Origin of the sequence: Kitasatospora sp. NPDC001261 (genome assembly GCF_042896795.1) — a bacterium.
Taxonomy (GTDB): domain Bacteria; phylum Actinomycetota; class Actinomycetes; order Streptomycetales; family Streptomycetaceae; genus Kitasatospora.
The window spans coordinates 635924-654389 of the sequence record NZ_JBIAXP010000001.1 but is presented as its reverse complement, the minus strand read 5'-3'; the positions used below and the strand labels follow the sequence as shown (position 1 = coordinate 654389).

16 protein-coding genes and 1 pseudogene are annotated in these 18466 nt (G+C 75.4%); 13 read left to right on the top strand and 4 right to left on the bottom strand.

All coding sequences use genetic code 11. The features are described from left to right. Nucleotides 1–23 precede the first annotated feature (23 nt). A complete protein-coding gene (locus tag ACFY4B_RS02915) occupies nucleotides 24–260 on the top strand; it encodes a toxin-antitoxin system HicB family antitoxin (protein WP_049659744.1) in 237 nt (78 codons plus the stop codon). Further along, nucleotides 257–685 carry a fic family toxin-antitoxin system, toxin component gene (locus ACFY4B_RS02910; RefSeq protein ID WP_074000663.1) on the top strand — a complete coding sequence of 143 codons (429 nt, stop codon included), beginning with the start codon at nucleotides 257–259 and terminating at the stop codon, nucleotides 683–685. The genes ACFY4B_RS02915 and ACFY4B_RS02910 overlap by 4 nt, the downstream gene beginning before the upstream one ends. 155 nt (nucleotides 686–840) lie before the next feature. Here ACFY4B_RS02910 and ACFY4B_RS02905 read toward each other — a convergent pair whose 3' ends face one another. Beyond that, nucleotides 841–1716 carry a GNAT family N-acetyltransferase gene (locus ACFY4B_RS02905; RefSeq protein ID WP_387966294.1) on the bottom strand — a complete coding sequence of 292 codons (876 nt, stop codon included), beginning with the start codon at nucleotides 1714–1716 and terminating at the stop codon, nucleotides 841–843. A 227-nt stretch (nucleotides 1717–1943) separates the two neighbouring features. Between ACFY4B_RS02905 and ACFY4B_RS02900 the strand changes: the two genes are divergently transcribed. From ACFY4B_RS02900 to ACFY4B_RS02875, 6 genes and pseudogenes are all read left to right on the top strand, one after another. After that, nucleotides 1944–2849, top strand: coding sequence for a RimK family alpha-L-glutamate ligase (locus ACFY4B_RS02900; protein WP_049659122.1), 906 nt, complete (start codon nucleotides 1944–1946; stop codon nucleotides 2847–2849). Further along, a complete protein-coding gene (locus ACFY4B_RS02895) occupies nucleotides 2846–3667 on the top strand; it encodes a RimK family alpha-L-glutamate ligase (RefSeq protein ID WP_387966293.1) in 822 nt (273 codons plus the stop codon). The genes ACFY4B_RS02900 and ACFY4B_RS02895 overlap by 4 nt, the downstream gene beginning before the upstream one ends. Nucleotides 3668–3755: 88 nt before the next feature. Next, nucleotides 3756–4592, top strand: a complete 837-nt coding sequence (locus ACFY4B_RS02890) for a putative RNA methyltransferase (protein ID WP_375877225.1) — start codon at nucleotides 3756–3758, stop codon at nucleotides 4590–4592. Nucleotides 4593–4737: 145 nt separating this feature from the next. Next, complete coding sequence (locus tag ACFY4B_RS02885) at nucleotides 4738–6177, top strand: AAA family ATPase (protein WP_387966292.1); 1440 nt, start codon at nucleotides 4738–4740, stop codon at nucleotides 6175–6177. Nucleotides 6178–6209: 32 nt separating this feature from the next. Then, nucleotides 6210–6515, top strand: a pseudogene (locus ACFY4B_RS02880) (nucleotide pyrophosphohydrolase); the annotation flags it as partial. A 299-nt stretch (nucleotides 6516–6814) separates the two neighbouring features. Next, nucleotides 6815–7534 (top strand): DUF6099 family protein, encoded by a 720-nt coding sequence (locus ACFY4B_RS02875; protein ID WP_387966291.1) that lies wholly within the window; start codon nucleotides 6815–6817, stop codon nucleotides 7532–7534. Here the strand turns inward: ACFY4B_RS02875 and ACFY4B_RS02870 are convergent. Then, nucleotides 7471–7716 (bottom strand): hypothetical protein, encoded by a 246-nt coding sequence (locus ACFY4B_RS02870; protein WP_387966290.1) that lies wholly within the window; start codon nucleotides 7714–7716, stop codon nucleotides 7471–7473. The two genes, ACFY4B_RS02875 and ACFY4B_RS02870, sit on opposite strands and share 64 nt — an antisense overlap. A 500-nt stretch (nucleotides 7717–8216) precedes the next feature. On the opposite strand from ACFY4B_RS02870, the gene helR reads away from it, so the two are divergent. Together helR and ACFY4B_RS02860 are read left to right on the top strand one after the other, a co-directional pair. Beyond that, nucleotides 8217–10373 (top strand): RNA polymerase recycling motor ATPase HelR, encoded by a 2157-nt coding sequence (helR, locus tag ACFY4B_RS02865; protein WP_387966289.1) that lies wholly within the window; start codon nucleotides 8217–8219, stop codon nucleotides 10371–10373. Between the two features lie 142 nt (nucleotides 10374–10515). Next, nucleotides 10516–10815 carry a DUF6087 family protein gene (locus ACFY4B_RS02860; RefSeq protein ID WP_063780004.1) on the top strand — a complete coding sequence of 100 codons (300 nt, stop codon included), beginning with the start codon at nucleotides 10516–10518 and terminating at the stop codon, nucleotides 10813–10815. 185 nt (nucleotides 10816–11000) lie between these two features. Here ACFY4B_RS02860 and dapD read toward each other — a convergent pair whose 3' ends face one another. After that, the gene (dapD, locus tag ACFY4B_RS02855) at nucleotides 11001–12005 is read right to left on the bottom strand and encodes a 2,3,4,5-tetrahydropyridine-2,6-dicarboxylate N-succinyltransferase (protein ID WP_049648981.1); all 1005 of its coding nucleotides are present in this window, start codon (nucleotides 12003–12005) and stop codon (nucleotides 11001–11003) included. Nucleotides 12006–12146: 141 nt separating this feature from the next. On the opposite strand from dapD, the gene ACFY4B_RS02850 reads away from it, so the two are divergent. From ACFY4B_RS02850 to argF, 3 genes are all read left to right on the top strand, one after another. Then, nucleotides 12147–13748, top strand: a complete 1602-nt coding sequence (locus ACFY4B_RS02850) for a 3' terminal RNA ribose 2'-O-methyltransferase Hen1 (protein WP_387966288.1) — start codon at nucleotides 12147–12149, stop codon at nucleotides 13746–13748. Then, entirely contained in the window at nucleotides 13745–16441 is a 2697-nt protein-coding gene (locus tag ACFY4B_RS02845; RefSeq protein ID WP_387966287.1) for a polynucleotide kinase-phosphatase, read from the top strand. Before ACFY4B_RS02850 ends, ACFY4B_RS02845 begins: the two co-directional genes overlap by 4 nt. A gap of 174 nt (nucleotides 16442–16615) precedes the next feature. Next, on the top strand, nucleotides 16616–17617 hold the full coding sequence (argF, locus tag ACFY4B_RS02840) for an ornithine carbamoyltransferase (protein WP_049648979.1): 1002 nt from the start codon (nucleotides 16616–16618) through the stop codon (nucleotides 17615–17617). Nucleotides 17618–17671: 54 nt separating this feature from the next. Here the strand turns inward: argF and ACFY4B_RS02835 are convergent, their stop codons facing one another. Continuing rightward, complete coding sequence (locus tag ACFY4B_RS02835; RefSeq protein WP_387966286.1) at nucleotides 17672–18205, bottom strand: superoxide dismutase family protein; 534 nt, start codon at nucleotides 18203–18205, stop codon at nucleotides 17672–17674. Nucleotides 18206–18466: the final 261 nt, after the last annotated feature.

Here is an 18466-nt window from a genome sequence, read left to right as displayed (position 1 = left end):
ACTTGAGCGCTAGCTTGAACGGCATGGGTAAGAAGCAGCTGAACGTGCGGGTCGACGCCACGACCGCCGAGATGGCCCGGGAACGGGCGGAGCAGCAGGGGATCTCCATGAACCAGTACATCGAGCGCCTGGTCCAACAGGACATGGGCGAGTCAGGGCGGGCCTTCGTGGACGCGGCCGCGCAGTTCATGAAGGAGTACGAGTCGGCCTTCCTCGCCGAGTTCGGGGAGCCCGGCGACCTCCAGGACGTGCGCCGTTGAAGCTGGAGGTCGACCTCTCGTGGCTGCTCATGACCGCCGAGCAGTACACGCCCGGTGATCCGCAGGTCACCGACTACGGCTCGTTGCTCGCGGCGGTCACCCGCCACCAGGCCGAGATATTCGACATCTCGGTCTACCCCGAACCACAGGACCGCGCTGCCGCGCTGATGCACCAGCTGATCCGGGTGCCCGCACTGGAGAAGACCAACGAACTCTTCGCGACCGCCGTCGCCTACGCCTACCTCGTCGCCAGCGGCTGCACCGTCGCCACCACCGCCCGCGAGGTGCGCAGCCTCTCCCGGGCCATCCGCGAGGGGCGGCTCGGGGTGTCGGGCGTCGCCGAGCGGCTCGCGGCCTGGGTGGTGGACGAGGCGGAGGGGGAGGAGGTCAGCGGGGCGGACGACGAGGACGAGGACGACGACTGACCGGCGCCGTCCCCGTCCCCGTCCCCGTTCCCGTTTCCGTTCCCGTTCCTGCCGGGGCCTCCCGGGCCGGGGCCGGTGGGCGGCCTGTTACGCGGGGGGCTCCTGCCGGGTGGAGGGCTCCTGCCGCGTGGCAGGCTCCTGCCGGCGGGGGGCTCCTACTGGGCGGCGGGCTCCTGCTGGGCGGCGGGCTCCGCGATCAGGGCCGTCGCGAAGGTGCGGAAGCCGGCCCGGCGGTAGATCCGGGCGACGTCCTCGTCGGCGGCGGACAGGAACACCGTCCGCACCCCGTTCGCCCGGGCGTGCTCGACCAGGGCCGCGGTGACCGCCAGGCCCAGCCCGCGACGGCGCGCGGACGGGAGCGTGCCCACCCCGGCCACCTCGGTGACCGGGCCCACCGGGTTGTGCTGGCCCGCGCACAGGACCGTGCCGTCCTCGACGGCCGCGGCCAGCACGGTGGTGCCGGTGGCGATCCGCCGGGCGATCCGCTCCGCCGTGCCGTCGGCCGCCAACGTCGCCGCGCGCTCGGCGAGTTCGGCCGCGCCGGCCGGGCCGACGGCGGTGCCCGGCTCGGCGAAGGCCAGGTGCGGGACGGCGACGGCGGCCGCCAGCTCCGGGGCGTCCGGTGCCAGCACCCGGACCTCCACCCGTTCCGGCAGCTCGGGCGCCGGGGCCGCCTCGTCCTGCGGGCCCAGCACCAGCAGCGGGTGCTCGTGCACCGTCAGGCCCGCAGCCTCGACCGCCGCGCGCAGCTCCGGGTTCTGCTCGGCCACCCACTCGAAGGCCTCCGGCGCGCCCGCCTCCCGCTGCCGCTCCAGCACCCGGCGGACGTCCTCGGCGGTGGCGGCGGGGCCGATGTGGCCGAGGGGCGGGCGGGCGTAGTAGGGCCAGCCGGCCCCGTCACGGAGGAACAGCGTCAGCGGCCCGAAGTCCTCGGTGCGGGCGGCGCTGCGGGGCACGGCGTCGTAGTAGCGCTCGATCTCGTCGAGCAGGGGGCGGTCGTGGGCATGATCATCAGGGGTCACGGCGTGCATCCAAGCAGGGGCGGGGGAGGGGCGCCACCGGTTTGTCGGGGCGGGCCGCGGCTCCTCCGGGCTCGGCGCCGCCCGCGCGTCGCCGTTCCGGGGGCCGATTGTTGCCGAACGCTTACCCGCCCGCAGCGATCTTGTGCGGCCGCGGCGTGCATGCTGAAGGCTTTACAGCTCTGCCGAGGGGGACGGCGGACGTCTGCACGAGGCGAGGCAAGGGGGAAGACAGGCCGATGAGGCTCTGCTTTCTGGTGGAGGAACACTACCGGCACGACGGCATGCCGCTCGACGTGGCACGCCAACTCACCGCGTGGGGGCACCGGGTGGACGTGCTGCGCCCCGGGGACTCGCTGCTGGCGATCTCCGAGGAGGTCCGGGCCGGCAGCCACGACGCCTGGGTGCTCAAGACCGTGTCCGGCGGTCCCGGGCTGACCCTGCTGGAGTCGGCCGCCGCCGTCGGCCTCACCACGGTGAACGACGTGCGCTCGATCCGCGGGGTCCGGGACAAGGCGCTCGCCGCGGTCATCGGCCGCACCCGCGGCCTGCCCGTCCCGGTGACGTACGCGGCCGCGCGCTGGGAGCGGTTGGCGGAGATCCCGGCGGCCGAGTACCCGCTGGTGGTCAAGCCCGCCGACGGCAGCTCCGGGCGCGCCGTGCGGCTGGTGCGCAGCCCCGAGCAGCTGCTGGAGGTGGGTCCGGAGCTGGCGGGGGAGGGGCTGCTGATCGCGCAGCCGTACGTGCCCAACTCCGGGACCGACCTCAAGGTGTACTGCGTCGACGGCGAGCTCTTCGCGACGGAACGTTCCTCCCCGCTGCACCCCGGGCAGGGCGTGCGCGAGCGGCAGGTGCCGCTGCCGGGGAGTGTCGCGCGGATCGTGGCGCAGGTCGGCGAGGTGTTCGGGCTGGACCTGTACGGGGTGGACGTGCTGCTGGGGCCGGACGGACCGGTGGTGGTGGACGTCAACGACTTCCCGAGCTTCCGGCAGGTGCCGGACGCGGTGGCCCGGGTCGCCCGGGCGGTGCTGCGGCTCGCGCGCAGCGGCACGGCCGTGTCGCTGCCCGCCGGGCCCGCCGAACTGGTGCCGGCGGGCGGCGACCCGTACGGCCAACGGGGCTTTGGTGAGGGGGAGTTGCTGTGAAGGTCGGGCTGATCACCGGCGACCCGGGGCACCCGGTGCTGGCGGCGGCCGCCGAACTGCTGGTGCGCCGGGGGCACGAGGTCGCGGCCGTCCCGCCCGCGGGGCCCGTGACCGGGCTCGCGGACGTCTACCTGCTCAAGGCCCGTACGCCGCAGGCACTGGCGCTGGCAGGGGAGTTGGAGCGGCGGGGCGCGCCGGTGGTCAACTCGGCGGCGGCCACCGGGCTGTGCCAGGACCGGGTGCGGATGGCCGAGCTCGCCCGCGCCGCCGGGCTGCCCTTCGCGGCCACCGACGCGGTCGGCCTGCTGGGTGAACTCGCCGACCCGGCCTACCCGTTCGTGGTCAAGAGCCGGCACAGCAGGCGGCACGACCTGGTCGCCCGGGTGGACGGGCCGGACCGGCTGCGCGAACTCGCCGAGCGCTGGCCCGGGGAGCCGGTCGTCGCCCAGCCGTTCGTCCCGGGGACCGGCTGGGACCAGAAGCTGTGGGTCGTCGACGGACAGGTGTTCGCGGCCCGGCGGCAGTCCGAACTCGCCACCGGCACGGGGAAGTCGGGGCGGGCCGAGGACTGGGAGCCGTCCGCCGGGCGGGCGGCGCTCGCGCTGCGCGTGGGCGAGGTGTTCGGGCTCGACGTGTACGGGGTCGACCTGCTCGACGGGCCCGCCGAGCCGGTCATCGTGGACGTCAACGCCTTCCCGGGGGTCCGGGGCCGGGCCGGCGCGCCGGAGGCGCTCGTGGCGCTGGCGCTGCGGGTCGGGGCGGAGCGGGGGTGGGCGCTCGCGGGGCTCGGGCCGGGGTCCGGGAGGGGTGCGGAGTAGGGCCGGCCTGGGGCGTCCGGCCCGCCGGGGTCGTTAGGCTGGCTGGCGCCCCGACCGGCCGGGGCGTACGGCGAGAGAAGACGGAACCTTGCTCCAGGACATCGAGCGCTACCTGGCCTGCCCGCACTGCGCGCAGGCCCTCACCCGGCACGACCGCAGCCTGCGCTGCCCGGCCGGGCACAGCTTCGACCTCGCCAAGCAGGGCTACGTCAGCCTCCTCGCCGGCGACGCCCACACCGGCACCGGGGACACCGCCGAGATGGTCGCGGCCCGCGCGGACTTCCTCGCCGCCGGGCACTACCGGCCGATCGCCGAGGCGCTGGCGGAGGCCGCCGCGGCCGTCGCCGGTGCGTCCGACGGCCTGGTCGCCGACCTCGGCGCCGGCACCGGCCACTACCTGGCGCACGTCCTGGACGCCCTGCCCGGTACGGTCGGCGCGGCCCTGGACATCTCCAAGTTCGCGCTGCGCCGGGCCGCCAAGGCGCACCCCCGGATCGGCGCCGTGGTGTGCGACGCCTGGCGCCCGCTGCCGCTGCGGGACGCCTCGGCCGAGCTGATGCTCAACGTCTTCGCACCGCGCAACGGGCCGGAGATCCGCCGGGTGCTGCGCCCCGGCGGCACCCTGCTGCTGGTCTCGCCGACCGCCCGCCACCTGCGTGAACTCGTCGGCGCGCTGGGGCTGTTGTCGGTGGACGAGGAGAAGCAGCGGCGGATCGACGAGAAGCTCGGGCCGTACCTGGAGCCCGCCGGGCGGCGCGAGGTCGAGTTCACCCTGCGGCTCGGCCCGCAGGACGTGCGCACCGTCGTCGGCATGGGGCCGAGCGCCTGGCACACCGACCCGGAACGGCTCGCCGCCGCGCTCGCGGAACTGCCGGAGCCGGTCGAGGTGACGGCCTCGGTGACGGTGGCCGCGTACCGGCGCTGAGCCCCACGTTGGGATGAATCTGCCGCGCAGGCACGTTTCTGCCGGTCGGCCTGCGGCTAACGTCCGACAGGTGAACCGCGACGCCACCGTGCCCGCAGGGCCGTCCCACCTCCGACCGGGCGCCCCGGGGCCCGACCGGCCGCCCGTGCCGCGACCCACCGTCGAGGAGCTCCGACTCACCTCGTTCAAGTCCTACCGGCGCGCGGTGCTGCCGCTCGCGCCCCTCACCGTGCTGCACGGGCCCGCCGGCGTCGGCAAGTCCAACGCCCTCGACGCGCTGGCCGTGCTGTCCCGGCTCGCCCTCGGCGAGGAGATCGCCGACTCGCTGGACGGACTGCCCGAGCGCACCGGCCCGCTCGCCGCACCCGTCCGCGGCGGCCTCGACGGGTGCGTCCCGCACGGGCGGCACGCGATCAACCTCGGCTGCACCGTCCGCTCGCCGCACGGCCTGATCCGGCTCGACGTGGTGGTCCGCACCGACGGCCCGGTCCGGATCGCCCGGGAATCGCTCACCCTCGACGGCCGGACCCTGATGGACACCGGCGAGCAGGACGTCCGCAACCGGCGGGTCAACGTCTGCTGGCACAACGACACCCGCCAGGGCGACATCCGGGCACCGTTCCCCAGTGGCACGATGATCACCGCACAGCTGCCGCTGCGGGTCGCGGGATCCTCGGCCGGGGAGTGCCTCGTCCTCGCCGCCACCGAGGACCTCCTCACCGCGCTGCGCGAGGTCTTCCCGCTGCACCCCGTCCCCGCGCTGATGCGCGGCTGGGCCCGGGCCGACCCGCAGGCCCGGCTGCGCAGCAACGCCGCCAACATCTCCGCCGTCGTCGCCCGGCTGAGCAACGAGTGCCCGCGCCGGTACGGGCAGCTGCTGCGCGCCGTGCAGGCCGCCGCGCCGCACCCGCTGCTCGGGCTCACCCTGGCCGAGCGCGAGAGCGCGGGCGTCAAGCGGGTCCTCGCCGTCTTCGACGAGGGCGTCCTCGGACGCACCGGGGCCGACCAGGCCTCCGACGGCATGCTGCGCCACCTCGCCTTCGCCGCGGTGCTGCTGACCGGGGCCGGGGTGCTCGACCTCGACGTGGCCGCCGAGGTGCCCTGGGCGCACCGGCAGCTCACCGTGCTGGCCGAGGACCTGGGGGCGGGACTCTCCGTCGAGCAGACCGGCACGCTGCTGCGGCTGGCGCGGGAGATGGCGGAGCGCAGCCAGCTGCGGGTGGTCGCGGCCCTGCAGGAGCCGGCGGCGGCGCGGGAGGTGCTGGGTGGCGGGCCCGGGGGCGGGGTGGTGCTGGTCGAGTGCCGGCGGGACCCGGACTCGGGGTTCACGGTGCTGCGGCCGGAGGCGGCGCGGGTGCCGGTCCAGGGCGGGCGCGGGGAGGCGGCCGGGGGCGCGGCCGGCGCGGTGGACGGGGAGGCGGCCGGGGAAGCGGTCGGCTTGGAGGCGGAAGCGGGCGGGGGCGGGTCGGAGGAGCCGGCGGGGGCAGCGGGGTCGGCGGGGGTGGCCGGATTCGCGGGGAGCGGCGAGGTGTCCTCGGTGGGCGGTGGGGCGGCGGGCCGGGATGCGGTAGACCTGGAGGGGTGAGCGAACGAGTGACGGGGCCGGCAGAGCCCACGGTGGATGTCCTGCGGCAGCGGTTGGTGGACTTCGCGTCGGCCCGGCGGTGGGAGCCCTTCCACACCCCGAAGAACCTGGCGGCGGCGCTGAGCGTGGAGGCGGGGGAGCTGCTGGAGATCTTCCAGTGGCTGACGCCCGAGCAGGCGGCCGCGGTGATGTCCGACCCGGAGCGCGCGCACCGGGTGCACGACGAGGTCGCGGACGTGCTGGCGTACCTGCTGCAGTTCTGCACGGCGGTCGGGGTGGATCCGCTGGAGGCCCTGGCGGCCAAGATCGAGCGGAACGAGCTCCGCTTCCCGGTGCCGACGGACGCGGGCGCCGCCGGCCAGGACGCGGGCGGTGCCGACCCAGGGGCGGGTGAGGCCGCCGGGAGCGTGGCCCGCGCGCCCGAGAGGGCGGCCTCCGTCAACCCGGACGTGGACGACCAACCCGTGTGAGGGACGAAAGTTATCCACAACCCCGGACTTGTCCACAGCTTCTGACAACGTGGATGCGCGCTCGCGCACTTCCTCGCACGCTTTCGCCGTGACCAGCCGTCACCACGCGGACCGCCCCTTCCGGCGGCCCGGGTCGACGGCGACAGCGAGCGGGAGGAGCGGTGGCCATGGAGGCGCTGCGACTGATCAAGACGGCCCGGTACGCCCTGGCCGAGGCCAGGCACGTACCGGACGTGCTGGCCGAGGCGCGGCAGGCCGCGCTGCTCACCGAGGCGGTGGGTGCCAGGCTGGCGGAGTCGGAGGACGAGGAGTTCACCGGGCTGGGGCAGCAGCTGTCCGAGGCCGGGGCGCACGCGGCGGTCTGCCTGGACCGCTCCGTCGTCCGGGCCGCCCTGGTGAGCGGCGGCCGGGCCGCGCGGCTCACCGACCTGGGGGACTTGGCGCCGGCCCTGGGGGCGCTGGACGGGCTGCTCCAGGAGGTCGGCGAGACGCTGGTGGTGCTGGCCTGCGGGGCGGACACCGAGAGCCTCTACTGGACGTGCATCGACGGTGTGGACGCGGTCTCGGAGTGCAAGGACCTGACGGTACGGCTGCGTGCGGCGGCGCTCCGGGCCGGGGCGGCGGAGCCCGCCGCGCTCGGCGGTGCGGAGCGGGAACGCGAGCGGGCGGGTGGCGGGGCGCCGTTACTGGTGGTCCGGCTCGGCCCTCCGGGCGAGACCGGTCCGCCGGGCGGTGACGGTGGCGGTGCGGCGAGCGGCAGCCCGCCCTCCGGCGGCGGCCCGCCCGGTGCGGGCGGGCCGGCCGAGGAGGACCGGGTGGTCGGCTACCGGGCGCCCGGTGCGTCCGAGGCCTCGGACGCACCGGAGGTGTCCGTGCCGGTCGGATAGGCGGTGGAGTCGGCGCTCCCGGGGACGGAGCCCTGGAGTTCGGCGAGGTCCGCGCTGACGGAGGCGAGCAGTTCCTGCATCTGCTCCAGCAGGCTCTTGGGGGTGGCGGGTCCGGCCGAGGTGCCGTCGGCCGAGCCCGTCGGGCTGCTCGGGAACTGCGGCGTGGCAGATGGTTCGGACATTGCGGGACCTCTTCGGATCGGTGGTGCGGTGTAGGGCGGCCGACGGTGGCTCGGACCGCACGGCGGGAGGCGGCAGTGCCCGCTACCGGGGCACCCACCCCCGCCGTAGCACCCAACGAACCGGTCCGGATGCCGTCACCCGGACACCACCCGATGCGGTCCAACTCCGCTGTGCGGTAAGCCTCCCGGGTGAGCCGGGGTTGCCGTCGCGGCGCCGCCTCGGCTAGGCGCGGCGCGGCCCGGGGAGCCTGAGCGGCGCGGACGGTGCGGGTGGACCGGGCGGCGCGGAGCGGGGGCGTGAGCGGCGATGCGGAGCGCGGAACGGTCGAGCGCGCCCGGAAAGGAGCCGGGGATGATTCGGAGACGAGCAGGAGACGAACCGGAGACGGGCCGGGGGAGAACCCACCCCTTGCCACTCTCAACGTATAGCGCATGGGGGGTCTTGCGGCAAGGCCCCCGTGGTGGCGCACAATCGCAGGCCTCAGATCGGAGCTGATGCCATGAACAGCCGCACCACCAGCGCGTTCGACCTTCCCGCCCGCCTCGTCGCCAAGGCCGACCCGGCGCTGATCGGTGAGGACGAGCGGCACTTCGCGGCCGTCGCGGAGAGCCTGGAGCAGTCGATCGCGGAGCTGTCCGACCGCCTCGACGCGCTGCGCCGCGCGCCGGGCGGCCTCGGCCGGGAGGCGATGGACCGGGACATCGAGGTGCACAAGCTGACCGGTCGGCTGCGCGCCCTGCGCCGCTTCGGCCTGGACCTGTGCCTCGGGCGGGTCGTCCACGCGGACGACCCGGAGCCGGTGTACATCGGGCGGCTCGGCCTCACCGACAGTGAGGGGCGCCGACTGCTGGTCGACTGGCGCTCGCCCGCGGCCGAGCCGTTCTTCGGGGCCACCCACGCCGACCCGATGGGCCTGGTGAGCCGGCGCCGGTACCGCTGGACCGGCGGCCGGATCGGCGACTACTGGGACGAGGTGTTCAGCGCCGAGGCCCTGGAGGGGCACGCCGCATTGGACGACCAGTCCGCGTTCATCGCGAGCCTGGGCGGCAACCGGTCGGCCCGGATGCGGGACGTGCTGGCCACCATCCAGGCCGACCAGGACGCGATCATCCGGGCGGGGTCCCGGGGCGCCCTGGTGGTGGACGGCGGCCCGGGCACCGGGAAGACGGTCGTCGCGCTGCACCGCTCCGCGTACCTGCTCTACTCCGACCCCCGGCTCGGCCACCGGCGCGGCGGCGTGCTGTTCGTCGGCCCGCACCAGCCCTACCTGGCCTACGTCGCCGACGTCCTGCCCAGCCTCGGTGAGGAGGGGGTGCGCACCTGCACCGTGCGGGACCTCGTCGCCGAGGGGGCGAAGGCCGGGGCCGAGAGCGACCCCGAGACGGCCCGCCTGAAGTCCTCGGCCGACATGGTGGGGGCGATCGAGAAGGCCGTCCGGTTCTACGAGGAGCCGCCCGCCGAGGGGATGGAGGTCACCACCCACTGGGCCGACCTCTGGCTGAGCGCCGAGGACTGGTCCGACGCGTTCGACGCGCCGGACCCGGGCACCCCGCACAACGAGGCCCGCGAGCAGATCTGGGAGGAGCTGGCCACGATCCTGATGGACAAGCTGGACGAGGACGCGGGGGTCTCGCCCGAACTGTTCCGCCGGTCGCTGCGGCAGGACCGGGAGCTGACCGAGACGCTCAACCGGGCCTGGCCGCTGATCGACGCGGCCGACCTGGTCGGCGACCTCTGGTCGGTGCCCGCCTACCTGCGGATGTGCGCGCCCTGGCTCGCCCCCGAGGAGGTCCGCAGGCTCCAGCGCAAGGACGCGCCCCAGGCCTGGACGGTGTCCGACCTGCCGCTGCTGGACGCGGCCCGGCAGCGGCTCGGCGATCCGGAGGCGGACCGGCGCCGGCGCCGTCGGGAGGCCGCGGCCGCCGCCGAGCGCGCGCGGATGGCCGACGTCATCGGCGACCTGCTGCAGGCCGACGACGACGGCGAGGGCGCGGTGACGATGCTGCGCGGGCGCGACCTCCAGGACACCCTGGTCGACGAGACGGCCCTGCCCGGTGCCGACCCGGAGCCGCTCGCCGGGCCGTTCGCGCACATCGTGGTGGACGAGGCCCAGGAGCTGACCGACGCGGAGTGGCAGATGCTGCTGCTGCGCTGCCCGTCCCGGAGCTTCACCATCGTCGGGGACCGGGCGCAGGCCAGGCACGGGTTCACGGAGTCCTGGCAGGAGCGGCTGGAGCGGATCGGGCTCGACCGGAGCACGGTGGCCTCGCTGAGCATCAACTACCGGACGCCGGAGGAGGTCATGGCCGAGGCCGAGCCCGCGATCCGGGCCGCGCTGCCGGACGCCAACGTGCCGACCTCCGTCCGCAGCAGCGGCATCCCCGTTGTGCACGGGTCGGTGGCGGAACTGGACGCCGTCCTGGACGGCTGGCTCGCCGAGCACGCCGAGGGGGTCGCCTGCGTGATCGGCGCCCCAGGTTTCGAGGCGCGGCCGCGGGTCCGGTCGCTGACCCCGGAGCTGTCCAAGGGGCTGGAGTTCGACCTGGTCGTGCTGGTCGACCCGGAGGCGTTCGGCGGGGGTGTCGAGGGGGCGGTCGACCGCTACGTCGCGATGACCAGGGCCACCCAGCGGCTGGTGGTCCTCAGGAGCGTGTGAAGCGTCAAGCGTCGGAAGAGACGGCGAAGAGACGGCGAAGGGAGCGGGGTGCGGACGGAGGGAGCGGAGGGGCTGGAACGCGCGTCGCCCGGTCGGGTGACGCAGGTGTCGGGTGACGGCGTCGGGAGGCCAGACTGGGGCGATGGACGAGGAGGAACCGCTGGCGTCGTGGGCGGCCAGGCGGGAGCAACGGCTGCGGCCGGTCGGGCAGTTGCGGGTCGTACGGCTCACGGTCGGGCGGCAGCGGGGCGCCCATGTGCTGCCGGGCGAACCGAGGCTGATCGTGCGCTGGGACGGCTACCAGTGGCTGCCGGAGACGGTGGCCGAGGACTACGCCACCGCCCAGCGGATCCTGTACGGGGCCGAGGGCGCGGGAGCGCCGCGGCCCGGGCGCCAGGCGCGGCGGCCGGGGAAGGCACCGGGGCGCCACCGCAAGCCCTGAAGCCCGCGCGGGCCCGGGCCTCGGCCCGGACGCCGGGCCGTAACGGGACGCCGGGCTGTAACCGGACCCCGGGCTGTAACCGGACCCCGGGCGGTAACCGGCCCCCGAGAGGCGACCGGACCCCGAGAAGCGGGCGGGGTCCGGCGCCACCCGGGCGCCGGACCCCAACGACCTCCGACCGGAGGTCAGTTGTGGGCGTGCAGGTCGGCGTTCAGGCCGCCCCAGGAGCCGGAGCGGGCGATGACCTCGACCGCGCCGCTCTGCGAGTTGCGACGGAACAGCAGGTTGTCCTGGCCGGACAGCTCGACGGCCTTGGCCACCGTGCCGTCCGGGGTGGTGACCCGGGTGCCGGCGGTCACGTACAGGCCGGCCTCGACCACGCAGTCGCTGCCGAGCGAGATGCCGATGCCCGCGTTGGCGCCGAGCAGGCAGCGCTCGCCGACCGAGACGACCTGCTTGCCGCCGCCGGACAGGGTGCCCATGATCGAGGCGCCGCCGCCGATGTCGCTGTGGTCGCCGACGACGACGCCCGCGCTGATCCGGCCCTCGACCATGGAGGTGCCCAGCGTGCCGGCGTTGAAGTTGACGAAGCCCTCGTGCATCACGGTGGTGCCGACGGCCAGGTGGGCGCCGAGCCGGACGCGGTCGGCGTGGGCGATGCGCACACCGGTCGGGGCGACGTAGTCGGTCATCCGCGGGAACTTGTCGATCCCGTAGACGGCCAGCTGGCCGCCCTGGGCGCGCACGGCGAGCCGGGCCTGCTCGACCTTGTCCACCGGGACGGGGCCGATGCTGGTCCAGGCGACGTTGGCCAGCAGGCCGAAGACGCCGTCCAGGTTCTGGCCGTGCGGCTTGACCAGGCGGTGGCTGAGCAGGTGCAGGCGCAGGTACACGTCGTGGGTGTCGAGCGGCTTCTCGTCCAGCGAGGCGATGGTGGTGCGCACGGCGACCACCTCGACGCCGCGGCGGGCGTCGACGCGCAGCGCCTCGGCCGCGCCGGCGCCGAGCTCGGCCTCGGCCTGCTCGGCGGTCAGACGGACGGTGCCGGCCGGGCCGGGCTCGGCGGCCAGCACGGGGGCGGGGAACCAGGTGTCGAGGACGGTGCCGTCGGCGGCGATGGTGGCCAGACCGGTGGCCACGGCGCCGTTCGCCGGGGAGGTGGATTCGAGCGAGGTGGATTCAGCAGTCACACCGTGCACGTTAACCAATGCGGGGCCCCGGTGCCGAACACGCCCACCGGGCGGACGCGCCCGGCGAACGCGCCGGTCGGCGGCCCGCGGGGCGGGAAAACCCGGTGCCCGGCGTTCGGGCGCTGGGCAATACTTCAGCGGGTGTTCATGTCGATCTCCACCACCGGCAGCGCCGAGGACCCGGCCACGGACCTCGGGTTCCTGCTGCACAAGCACCCCGACAAGGTCCAGCGGTTCACCACGTCGCACGGTGAGGCCCACGTCTTCTACCCCGAGGCGGGGGACGAGGTCTGCACGGCGGCGCTGCTGCTGGACGTCGACCCGATCGCGCTGGTCCGCAAGGGCCGGGGCGACGGCAGGGGGCGCGGCGGCTCGCCCGACTTCGCGCTCGCCCAGTACGTCAACGACCGCCCGTACGCCGCCTCCTCGCTGCTCGCGGTGGCGCTGCGGACGGTGTTCCGGTCCGCGATGAAGGGCGACTGCCCGGCCCGGCCTGAACTGCCCGGGCGGGCCCGCCCGCTGCGGATCGAGCTGCCCGCCGTGCCCGCGAACGGTGCGGGCGGGGGCGGCGGCCCGGCCCTGGTGGTCCGGCTGTTCGAGCCGCTGGGCTGGCAGGTCGAGGCGACGGCGGTCCCGCTGGACGAGTCGTTCCCCGAGTGGGGCGAGTCCCGCTACGTCCGGATCGCCCTCTCCTCCGGGACGGTCCGGCTCGCCGACGCGCTCCAGCAGCTGTACGTGCTGCTGCCGGTGCTGGACGGCGCCAAGCACTACTGGGTCGCCCCGGACGAGGTGGACAAGCTGCTCGCGGCCGGTCAGGGCTGGCTGGCGGCCCACCCCGAGCGCGCCCTGATCACCCGCCGCTACCTGGCCCGGCGCTGGTCGCTGACCCGCGCCGCGATGGAGCGCCTGGAGTTGGCCCGGCTGGCGGAGGCCGACGACCGCGAGGTCGAGGAGATCGACAACGCGGTCGACGACCGGTCCGAGGAGGAGGTGCGGGACGATCCGGAGCCCCGGCAGCCCTCGCTCGCCGAGCAGCGCCGCACCGCGATCCTCGCCGCGCTGCGCGAGACCGGTGCCGCCCGCGTCGCCGATCTCGGCTGCGGCCAGGGCGAGTTGATCGGCGAACTGCTCAAGGACGCCCGGTTCACCGGAATCCTCGGCGTGGACGTCTCCGCCCGGGCGCTGCGGTCGGCGGGCCGCAGGCTGGGCCTGGAGCGGATGCCGGAGCGTCAGGCGGCCCGGGTGACGCTGGCGCAGGGAGCGCTCACCTACACCGACGCCCGGCTCAAGGGCTTCGACGCGGCGGTGCTGTGCGAGGTGATCGAGCACCTGGACCTGCCGCGGCTGCCCGCGCTGGAGTACGCGGTGTTCGGCGCCGCCCGGCCGAGGGCGGTCGTGGTCACCACGCCGAACGCGGAGTACAACGTCCGCTGGGAGAGCCTGCCGGCGGGCGCCGTCCGGCACGCCGACCACCGCTTCGAGTGGTCCCGGGCCGAGTTCCGGGCCTGGGCCGGGAAGGTCGCGGCCGCGTACGGCTACACCGTGGAGCTGCGCCCGGTCGGCCCGGAGGACGAGGAGGTCGGCGCCCCGACCCAGCTGGCCCTGTTCACCACGACGCCGACGCCCGCGACCACCACGACCCAGGGATCCACCACGACCCCGGGATCCACCACGGCCGCGGCACCCACCGCGACCACCGTGCCCATCACGACCGCGACGCCCGAAGGAGGCGAGCCCCGATGACCGATGACCCGACCGACACCCCCGGCGAGAGCCGGGACCAGGACCGCGCGGAGAGCACCGCCCCCCGCCGCCTCCCCGTCACCGACGTCTCCCTCGTCGTCCTGGTCGGCACCAGCGGCGCGGGCAAGTCCACCTTCGCCCGCCGCCACTTCTTGCCCACCCAGGTGGTCTCCTCCGACTTCTGCCGCGGTCTGGTCGCCGACGACGAGAACGACCAGTCCGCCTCCGCCGAGGCCTTCGACGTCCTGCACTACATCGTCGGCAAGCGCCTGGCGGCCGGCCGGCTGACCGTCGTGGACGCCACCAACGTCCAGCCCGAGGCCCGCCGCCGGCTGGTCGAGATCGCCCGCGAGCACGACGTGCTGCCGATCGCGATCGTCCTGGACGTCCCGCCGGGGGTGTGCGCCGAGCGCAACCGCTCCCGCCCGGACCGGCAGCTGCCGGCCCATGTGATCCCCCGCCAGCACCGGGAGCTGCGCCGCTCCCTCCGGGGGCTGGAGCGCGAGGGCTTCCGCAAGGTGCACGTCCTGCGCGGCGAGGCCGAGGTGGCGGCCGCCGGGATCGAGCTGGAGAAGCGCTACAACGACCTGCGCCACCTCACCGGCCCGTTCGACATCGTCGGCGACATCCACGGCTGCCGCTCCGAGCTGGAGACCCTGCTGACCCGGCTCGGCTACACCCTGACCCGGGACGCCGGGGGCCGCCCGGTGGACGCCGTGCACCCGGCGGGCCGCACCGCCGTCTTCGTCGGCGACCTGGTCGACCGCGGCCCCGACACCCCGGGCGTGCTGCGCCTGGTGATGGGCATGGTGGCGGCCGGCCACGCGCTCTGCGTGCCGGGCAACCACGAGAACAAGCTCGGCCGGGCGATGGACGGCAAGAAGGTCAACGTCGCCTACGGCCTCCAGGAGTCGCTGGACCAGCTGGCGGGGGAGAGCGAGGAGTTCCGGGCCGAGGTCCGAGCGTTCATGCGCGGCCTGGTCAGCCACTACCTGCTGGACGGCGGCGCCCTGGTGGTCTGCCACGCAGGCCTGCCGGAGCGGTACCACGGCCGCAACTCCGGCCGGGTCCGCTCGCACGCGCTGTACGGGGAGACCACCGGCGAGACCGACGAGTACGGGCTGCCGGTGCGCTACCCGTGGGCGGAGGAGTACCGGGGCCGGGCGCTGGTGGTCTACGGCCACACCCCGGTGCCGGCCGCGAGCTTCGTCAACAACACCGTCTGCCTGGACACCGGCTGCGTCTTCGGCGGCAGCCTGACCGCGCTGCGCTACCCGGAGCGCGAGCTGGTGGGCGTCGAGGCCGAGCGCGAGTGGTACGCCCCGGTGCGCCCGCTGATCACCGACGCGCCGGGCGCGCGCGAGGGCCGTCCGCTGGACCTCGGCGACGTGGCCGGGCGCCGGACCGTCGAGACCGGGCTGCACGGGCGGGTGGCCGTCCGGGAGGAGAACGCGGCCGCCGCGCTGGAGGTGATGAGCCGCTTCGCGCTGGACCCGCGGCTGCTCGCCTACCTGCCGCCGACCATGGCACCGAGCGCCACGTCCCGCCGGGACGGCTACCTGGAGCACCCGGAGGAGGCCTTCCTCGGCTACCGGGCGGACGGCGTGCGGCACCTGGTCTGCGAGGAGAAGCACATGGGCTCCCGCGCGGTGCTGCTGGTGGCCCGGGACGGGGCCGCGCTGGAGCGCCGCTTCGGCGTGGCCGGCCCCGGCGCGATCTGGACCCGGACCGGCCGCGCCTTCCTCGCCGACGAGGAGCTGACCGGCGCCGTGCTCGACCGGGTCCGGGCGGCCGCCGAGCGCGCCGGGCTGTTCGAGGAGCTGGCCACCGACTGGCTGCTGCTGGACGCCGAGCTGATGCCCTGGTCGCTGAAGGCGGTGGAGCTGCTGCGCCGCCAGTACGCGGCGGTCGGCGCGGCGGCGGGTGCCGCCCTGCCGGAGGTGCTGTCCGCGCTGGAGCGGGCGGCCGGGCGCGGCCTGGACCTGGCCCGGCTGACCGACCGCCAGCGGCAGCGCGCGGCCGACGCGCGGGCGTTCACCGAGGCGTACCGGCGCTACTGCTGGCCGACCGAGGGCCTGTCGGGCATCCGGCTCGCGCCGTTCCAGCTGCTCGCGGCCGAGGGGGCGAACCTCGCGGTGCGCCCGCACGACGAACACCTGGCCTGGATCGACCGCCTGGCCGCCGCCGACGAGACCGACGGGATCGACGGGATCGACACCGCCGGCTCGGCCGGGGGGACCGGCCCGGAGGAGCCGGAGCGCCGCGAGGGGCCCCTGCTGCAGCGCACCCGCCGGATCCTGGTGGACACCGAGGACGAGGCCTCGATGGCCGCCGCCACCGCCTGGTGGGAGGAGCTGACCGAGGCGGGCGGCGAGGGCATGGTGGTGAAGCCGCTGGTCTCGCCGGTGCGCACGGCGCGCGGCAAGGGCCGGCCGGGCGGCCTGGTGCAGCCCGGGGTGAAGGTGCGCGGCCGGGAGTACCTGCGGATCGTCTACGGACCGGACTACACCGAGCACCTCGACCGGCTGCGCCTGCGCGCGCTGGGCCACAAGCGCTCGCTGGCGCTGCGCGAGTACGCGCTGGGCCTGGAGGCGCTGGACCGGCTGGCGGCGGGGGAGCCGCTGTGGCGGGTGCACGAGCCGGTCTTCGCGGTGCTCGCGCTGGAGTCGGAGCCGGTCGACCCGCGGCTGTGACGGCGGCGGCGGAGGGGGAGGGGAGCCCACGGAGCCCACGAGGAGGGGGCCCACGGAACCGACGGAGCCCCCGTGGGCTCCCTCCTCCGCCCAGCCTCCGCATATAAATTCCGAGTATCGTATAGACTTGCCGCTTTCCGCAGTCCGTCAGTCCCGTCACCCCAGGAGCCCGGCATGGCCTTCAACCTCCGGAACAGGCACTTCCTCAAGGAGCTCGACTTCACGCCCCAGGAGTTCCGCTTCCTGGTGGACCTCGCCGCCACGCTCAAGGCGGCGAAGTACGCGGGCACCGAGCAGCCCCGGCTGCGCGGCAAGAACATCGCGCTGATCTTCGAGAAGACCTCCACCCGCACCCGCTGCGCCTTCGAGGTCGCCGCCCACGACCAGGGCGCCACCACCACCTACCTGGACCCGGCGGGCTCGCAGATCGGCCACAAGGAGTCCGTCAAGGACACCGCCCGGGTGCTCGGCCGGATGTTCGACGGCATCGAGTACCGCGGCCACGGCCAGGAGATCGTCGAGGAGCTGGCCGAGTTCGCCGGCGTCCCGGTCTGGAACGGCCTGACCGACGAGTGGCACCCCACCCAGATGCTGGCCGACGTGCTCACCGTCACCGAGCACACCGCCAAGCCGCTGCCGGAGGTCGCGCTCGCCTACCTCGGCGACGCCCGCTCCAACATGGGCAACTCGCTGCTGATCACCGGCGCCCTGCTCGGCATGGACATCCGGATCGTCGCCCCGCGCGCGCTCTGGCCGACCGAGGAGGTGCAGGAGTCGGCGAAGGCCCTGGCCGGGACGACCGGCGCCCGGATCACCCTGACCGAGGACGTGGCCGAGGGCGTGGCCGGCGCCGACTTCCTCTACACCGACGTCTGGGTCTCGATGGGCGAGCCCAAGGAGGTCTGGGCCGAGCGGATCGAGCTGCTCAAGCCGTACCAGGTCTCCATGGACACCGTCCGGGCCACCGGCAACCCGGACGTGAAGTTCCTGCACTGCCTGCCGGCCTTCCACGACCTCGGCACGGCGGTCGGGCGGCAGATGCACGAGGCGACCGGCATGACCGAGCTGGAGTGCACCGACGAGCTGTTCGAGTCGGCCCACTCCATCGTGTTCGACCAGGCCGAGAACCGGCTGCACACCATCAAGGCGGTGCTGGTCGCCACCCTCGGCTCCTGAGGCACCGGCTCCTGAGTGCCCGCTCCTGGGCGCCCGCCCCGGCGGCCGCGCGGCTCAGCCGTCCAGCCTCACGCAGGCCACCCGGTCGCCCGCCGCGTGCGGGCCGGCCGGGGTGCCCGCGTGCAGCACCAGCGAGCGCGCCTCGCCCGGTCGCGGCTGCCAGCCCACCACGGTGGTGGCGCTGCCCCGGCCCCGCCCGTCGGTGCGCAGCGCCAGCCGCAGCTCGTTGCGCTCGTTGGCGTACGCCGGGTCGGTGGACGGCTGCACCGGGTCGACCTCGTCCTGGTAGTGCGGCCCCGAGGAGGCCGGGTCGGCCCCGCAGCGGCCGGTGTGCAGGTGTGCGGGGAACTCGTGGTCGGGGGCGAGTCCGGAGGCCTTCAGGGTGAGCACCGTCCGCCCGGGTGCCGAGCGGTCGGTGACGATCCGGACGTGGGCGCCGTACGGCACCAGGTCGCTCGCGTAGCTGATCGCCGCCGGGGGGACGAAGGCGGTGGCCGGGTCGAAGTCGGCCTCGACGACCGAGACCGGTGAGGCGGCGGGGGCGAGCAGGGCCAGCGGCAGCAGGGCGGCGGCGAGCGGAGCGGTCATCGGTCGGGCCTTCCGGGGGCGGGGCGACGGGGGTCCCCCTGCTAACGGCGCCCCGGCCCGGAGGACACCGCTCCGGGCTCCCGGGACCCCGGCACGTCAGGCGGACGGCCCGCGCCGGACCCCGACCGGACCCCGCGCCGGACCCCGTACAGGCGAGCCGCCACACCCGCCCGGGCCCGGGCGCGGGGGTGAACCGGGTCCGGACGCGAACCGGGCGCGAACAGAGGGGAAAGAGTGCGGACGGCCCCGCCGGCCGACGCC

Coding starts and splice junctions, on each gene's coding strand:
- argF (WP_049648979.1), top strand. CDS start 16,616: ATGGCCTTCAACCTCCGGAACAGGCACTTCCTCAAGGAGCTCGACTTC.
- ACFY4B_RS02915 (WP_049659744.1), top strand. CDS start 24: ATGGGTAAGAAGCAGCTGAACGTGCGGGTCGACGCCACGACCGCCGAG.
- ACFY4B_RS02835 (WP_387966286.1), bottom strand. CDS start 18,205: ATGACCGCTCCGCTCGCCGCCGCCCTGCTGCCGCTGGCCCTGCTCGCC.
- ACFY4B_RS02905 (WP_387966294.1), bottom strand. CDS start 1,716: ATGCACGCCGTGACCCCTGATGATCATGCCCACGACCGCCCCCTGCTC.
- ACFY4B_RS02860 (WP_063780004.1), top strand. CDS start 10,516: ATGGACGAGGAGGAACCGCTGGCGTCGTGGGCGGCCAGGCGGGAGCAA.
- ACFY4B_RS02870 (WP_387966290.1), bottom strand. CDS start 7,716: ATGTCCGAACCATCTGCCACGCCGCAGTTCCCGAGCAGCCCGACGGGC.
- ACFY4B_RS02845 (WP_387966287.1), top strand. CDS start 13,745: ATGACCGATGACCCGACCGACACCCCCGGCGAGAGCCGGGACCAGGAC.
- ACFY4B_RS02900 (WP_049659122.1), top strand. CDS start 1,944: ATGAGGCTCTGCTTTCTGGTGGAGGAACACTACCGGCACGACGGCATG.
- helR (WP_387966289.1), top strand. CDS start 8,217: ATGAACAGCCGCACCACCAGCGCGTTCGACCTTCCCGCCCGCCTCGTC.
- ACFY4B_RS02875 (WP_387966291.1), top strand. CDS start 6,815: ATGGAGGCGCTGCGACTGATCAAGACGGCCCGGTACGCCCTGGCCGAG.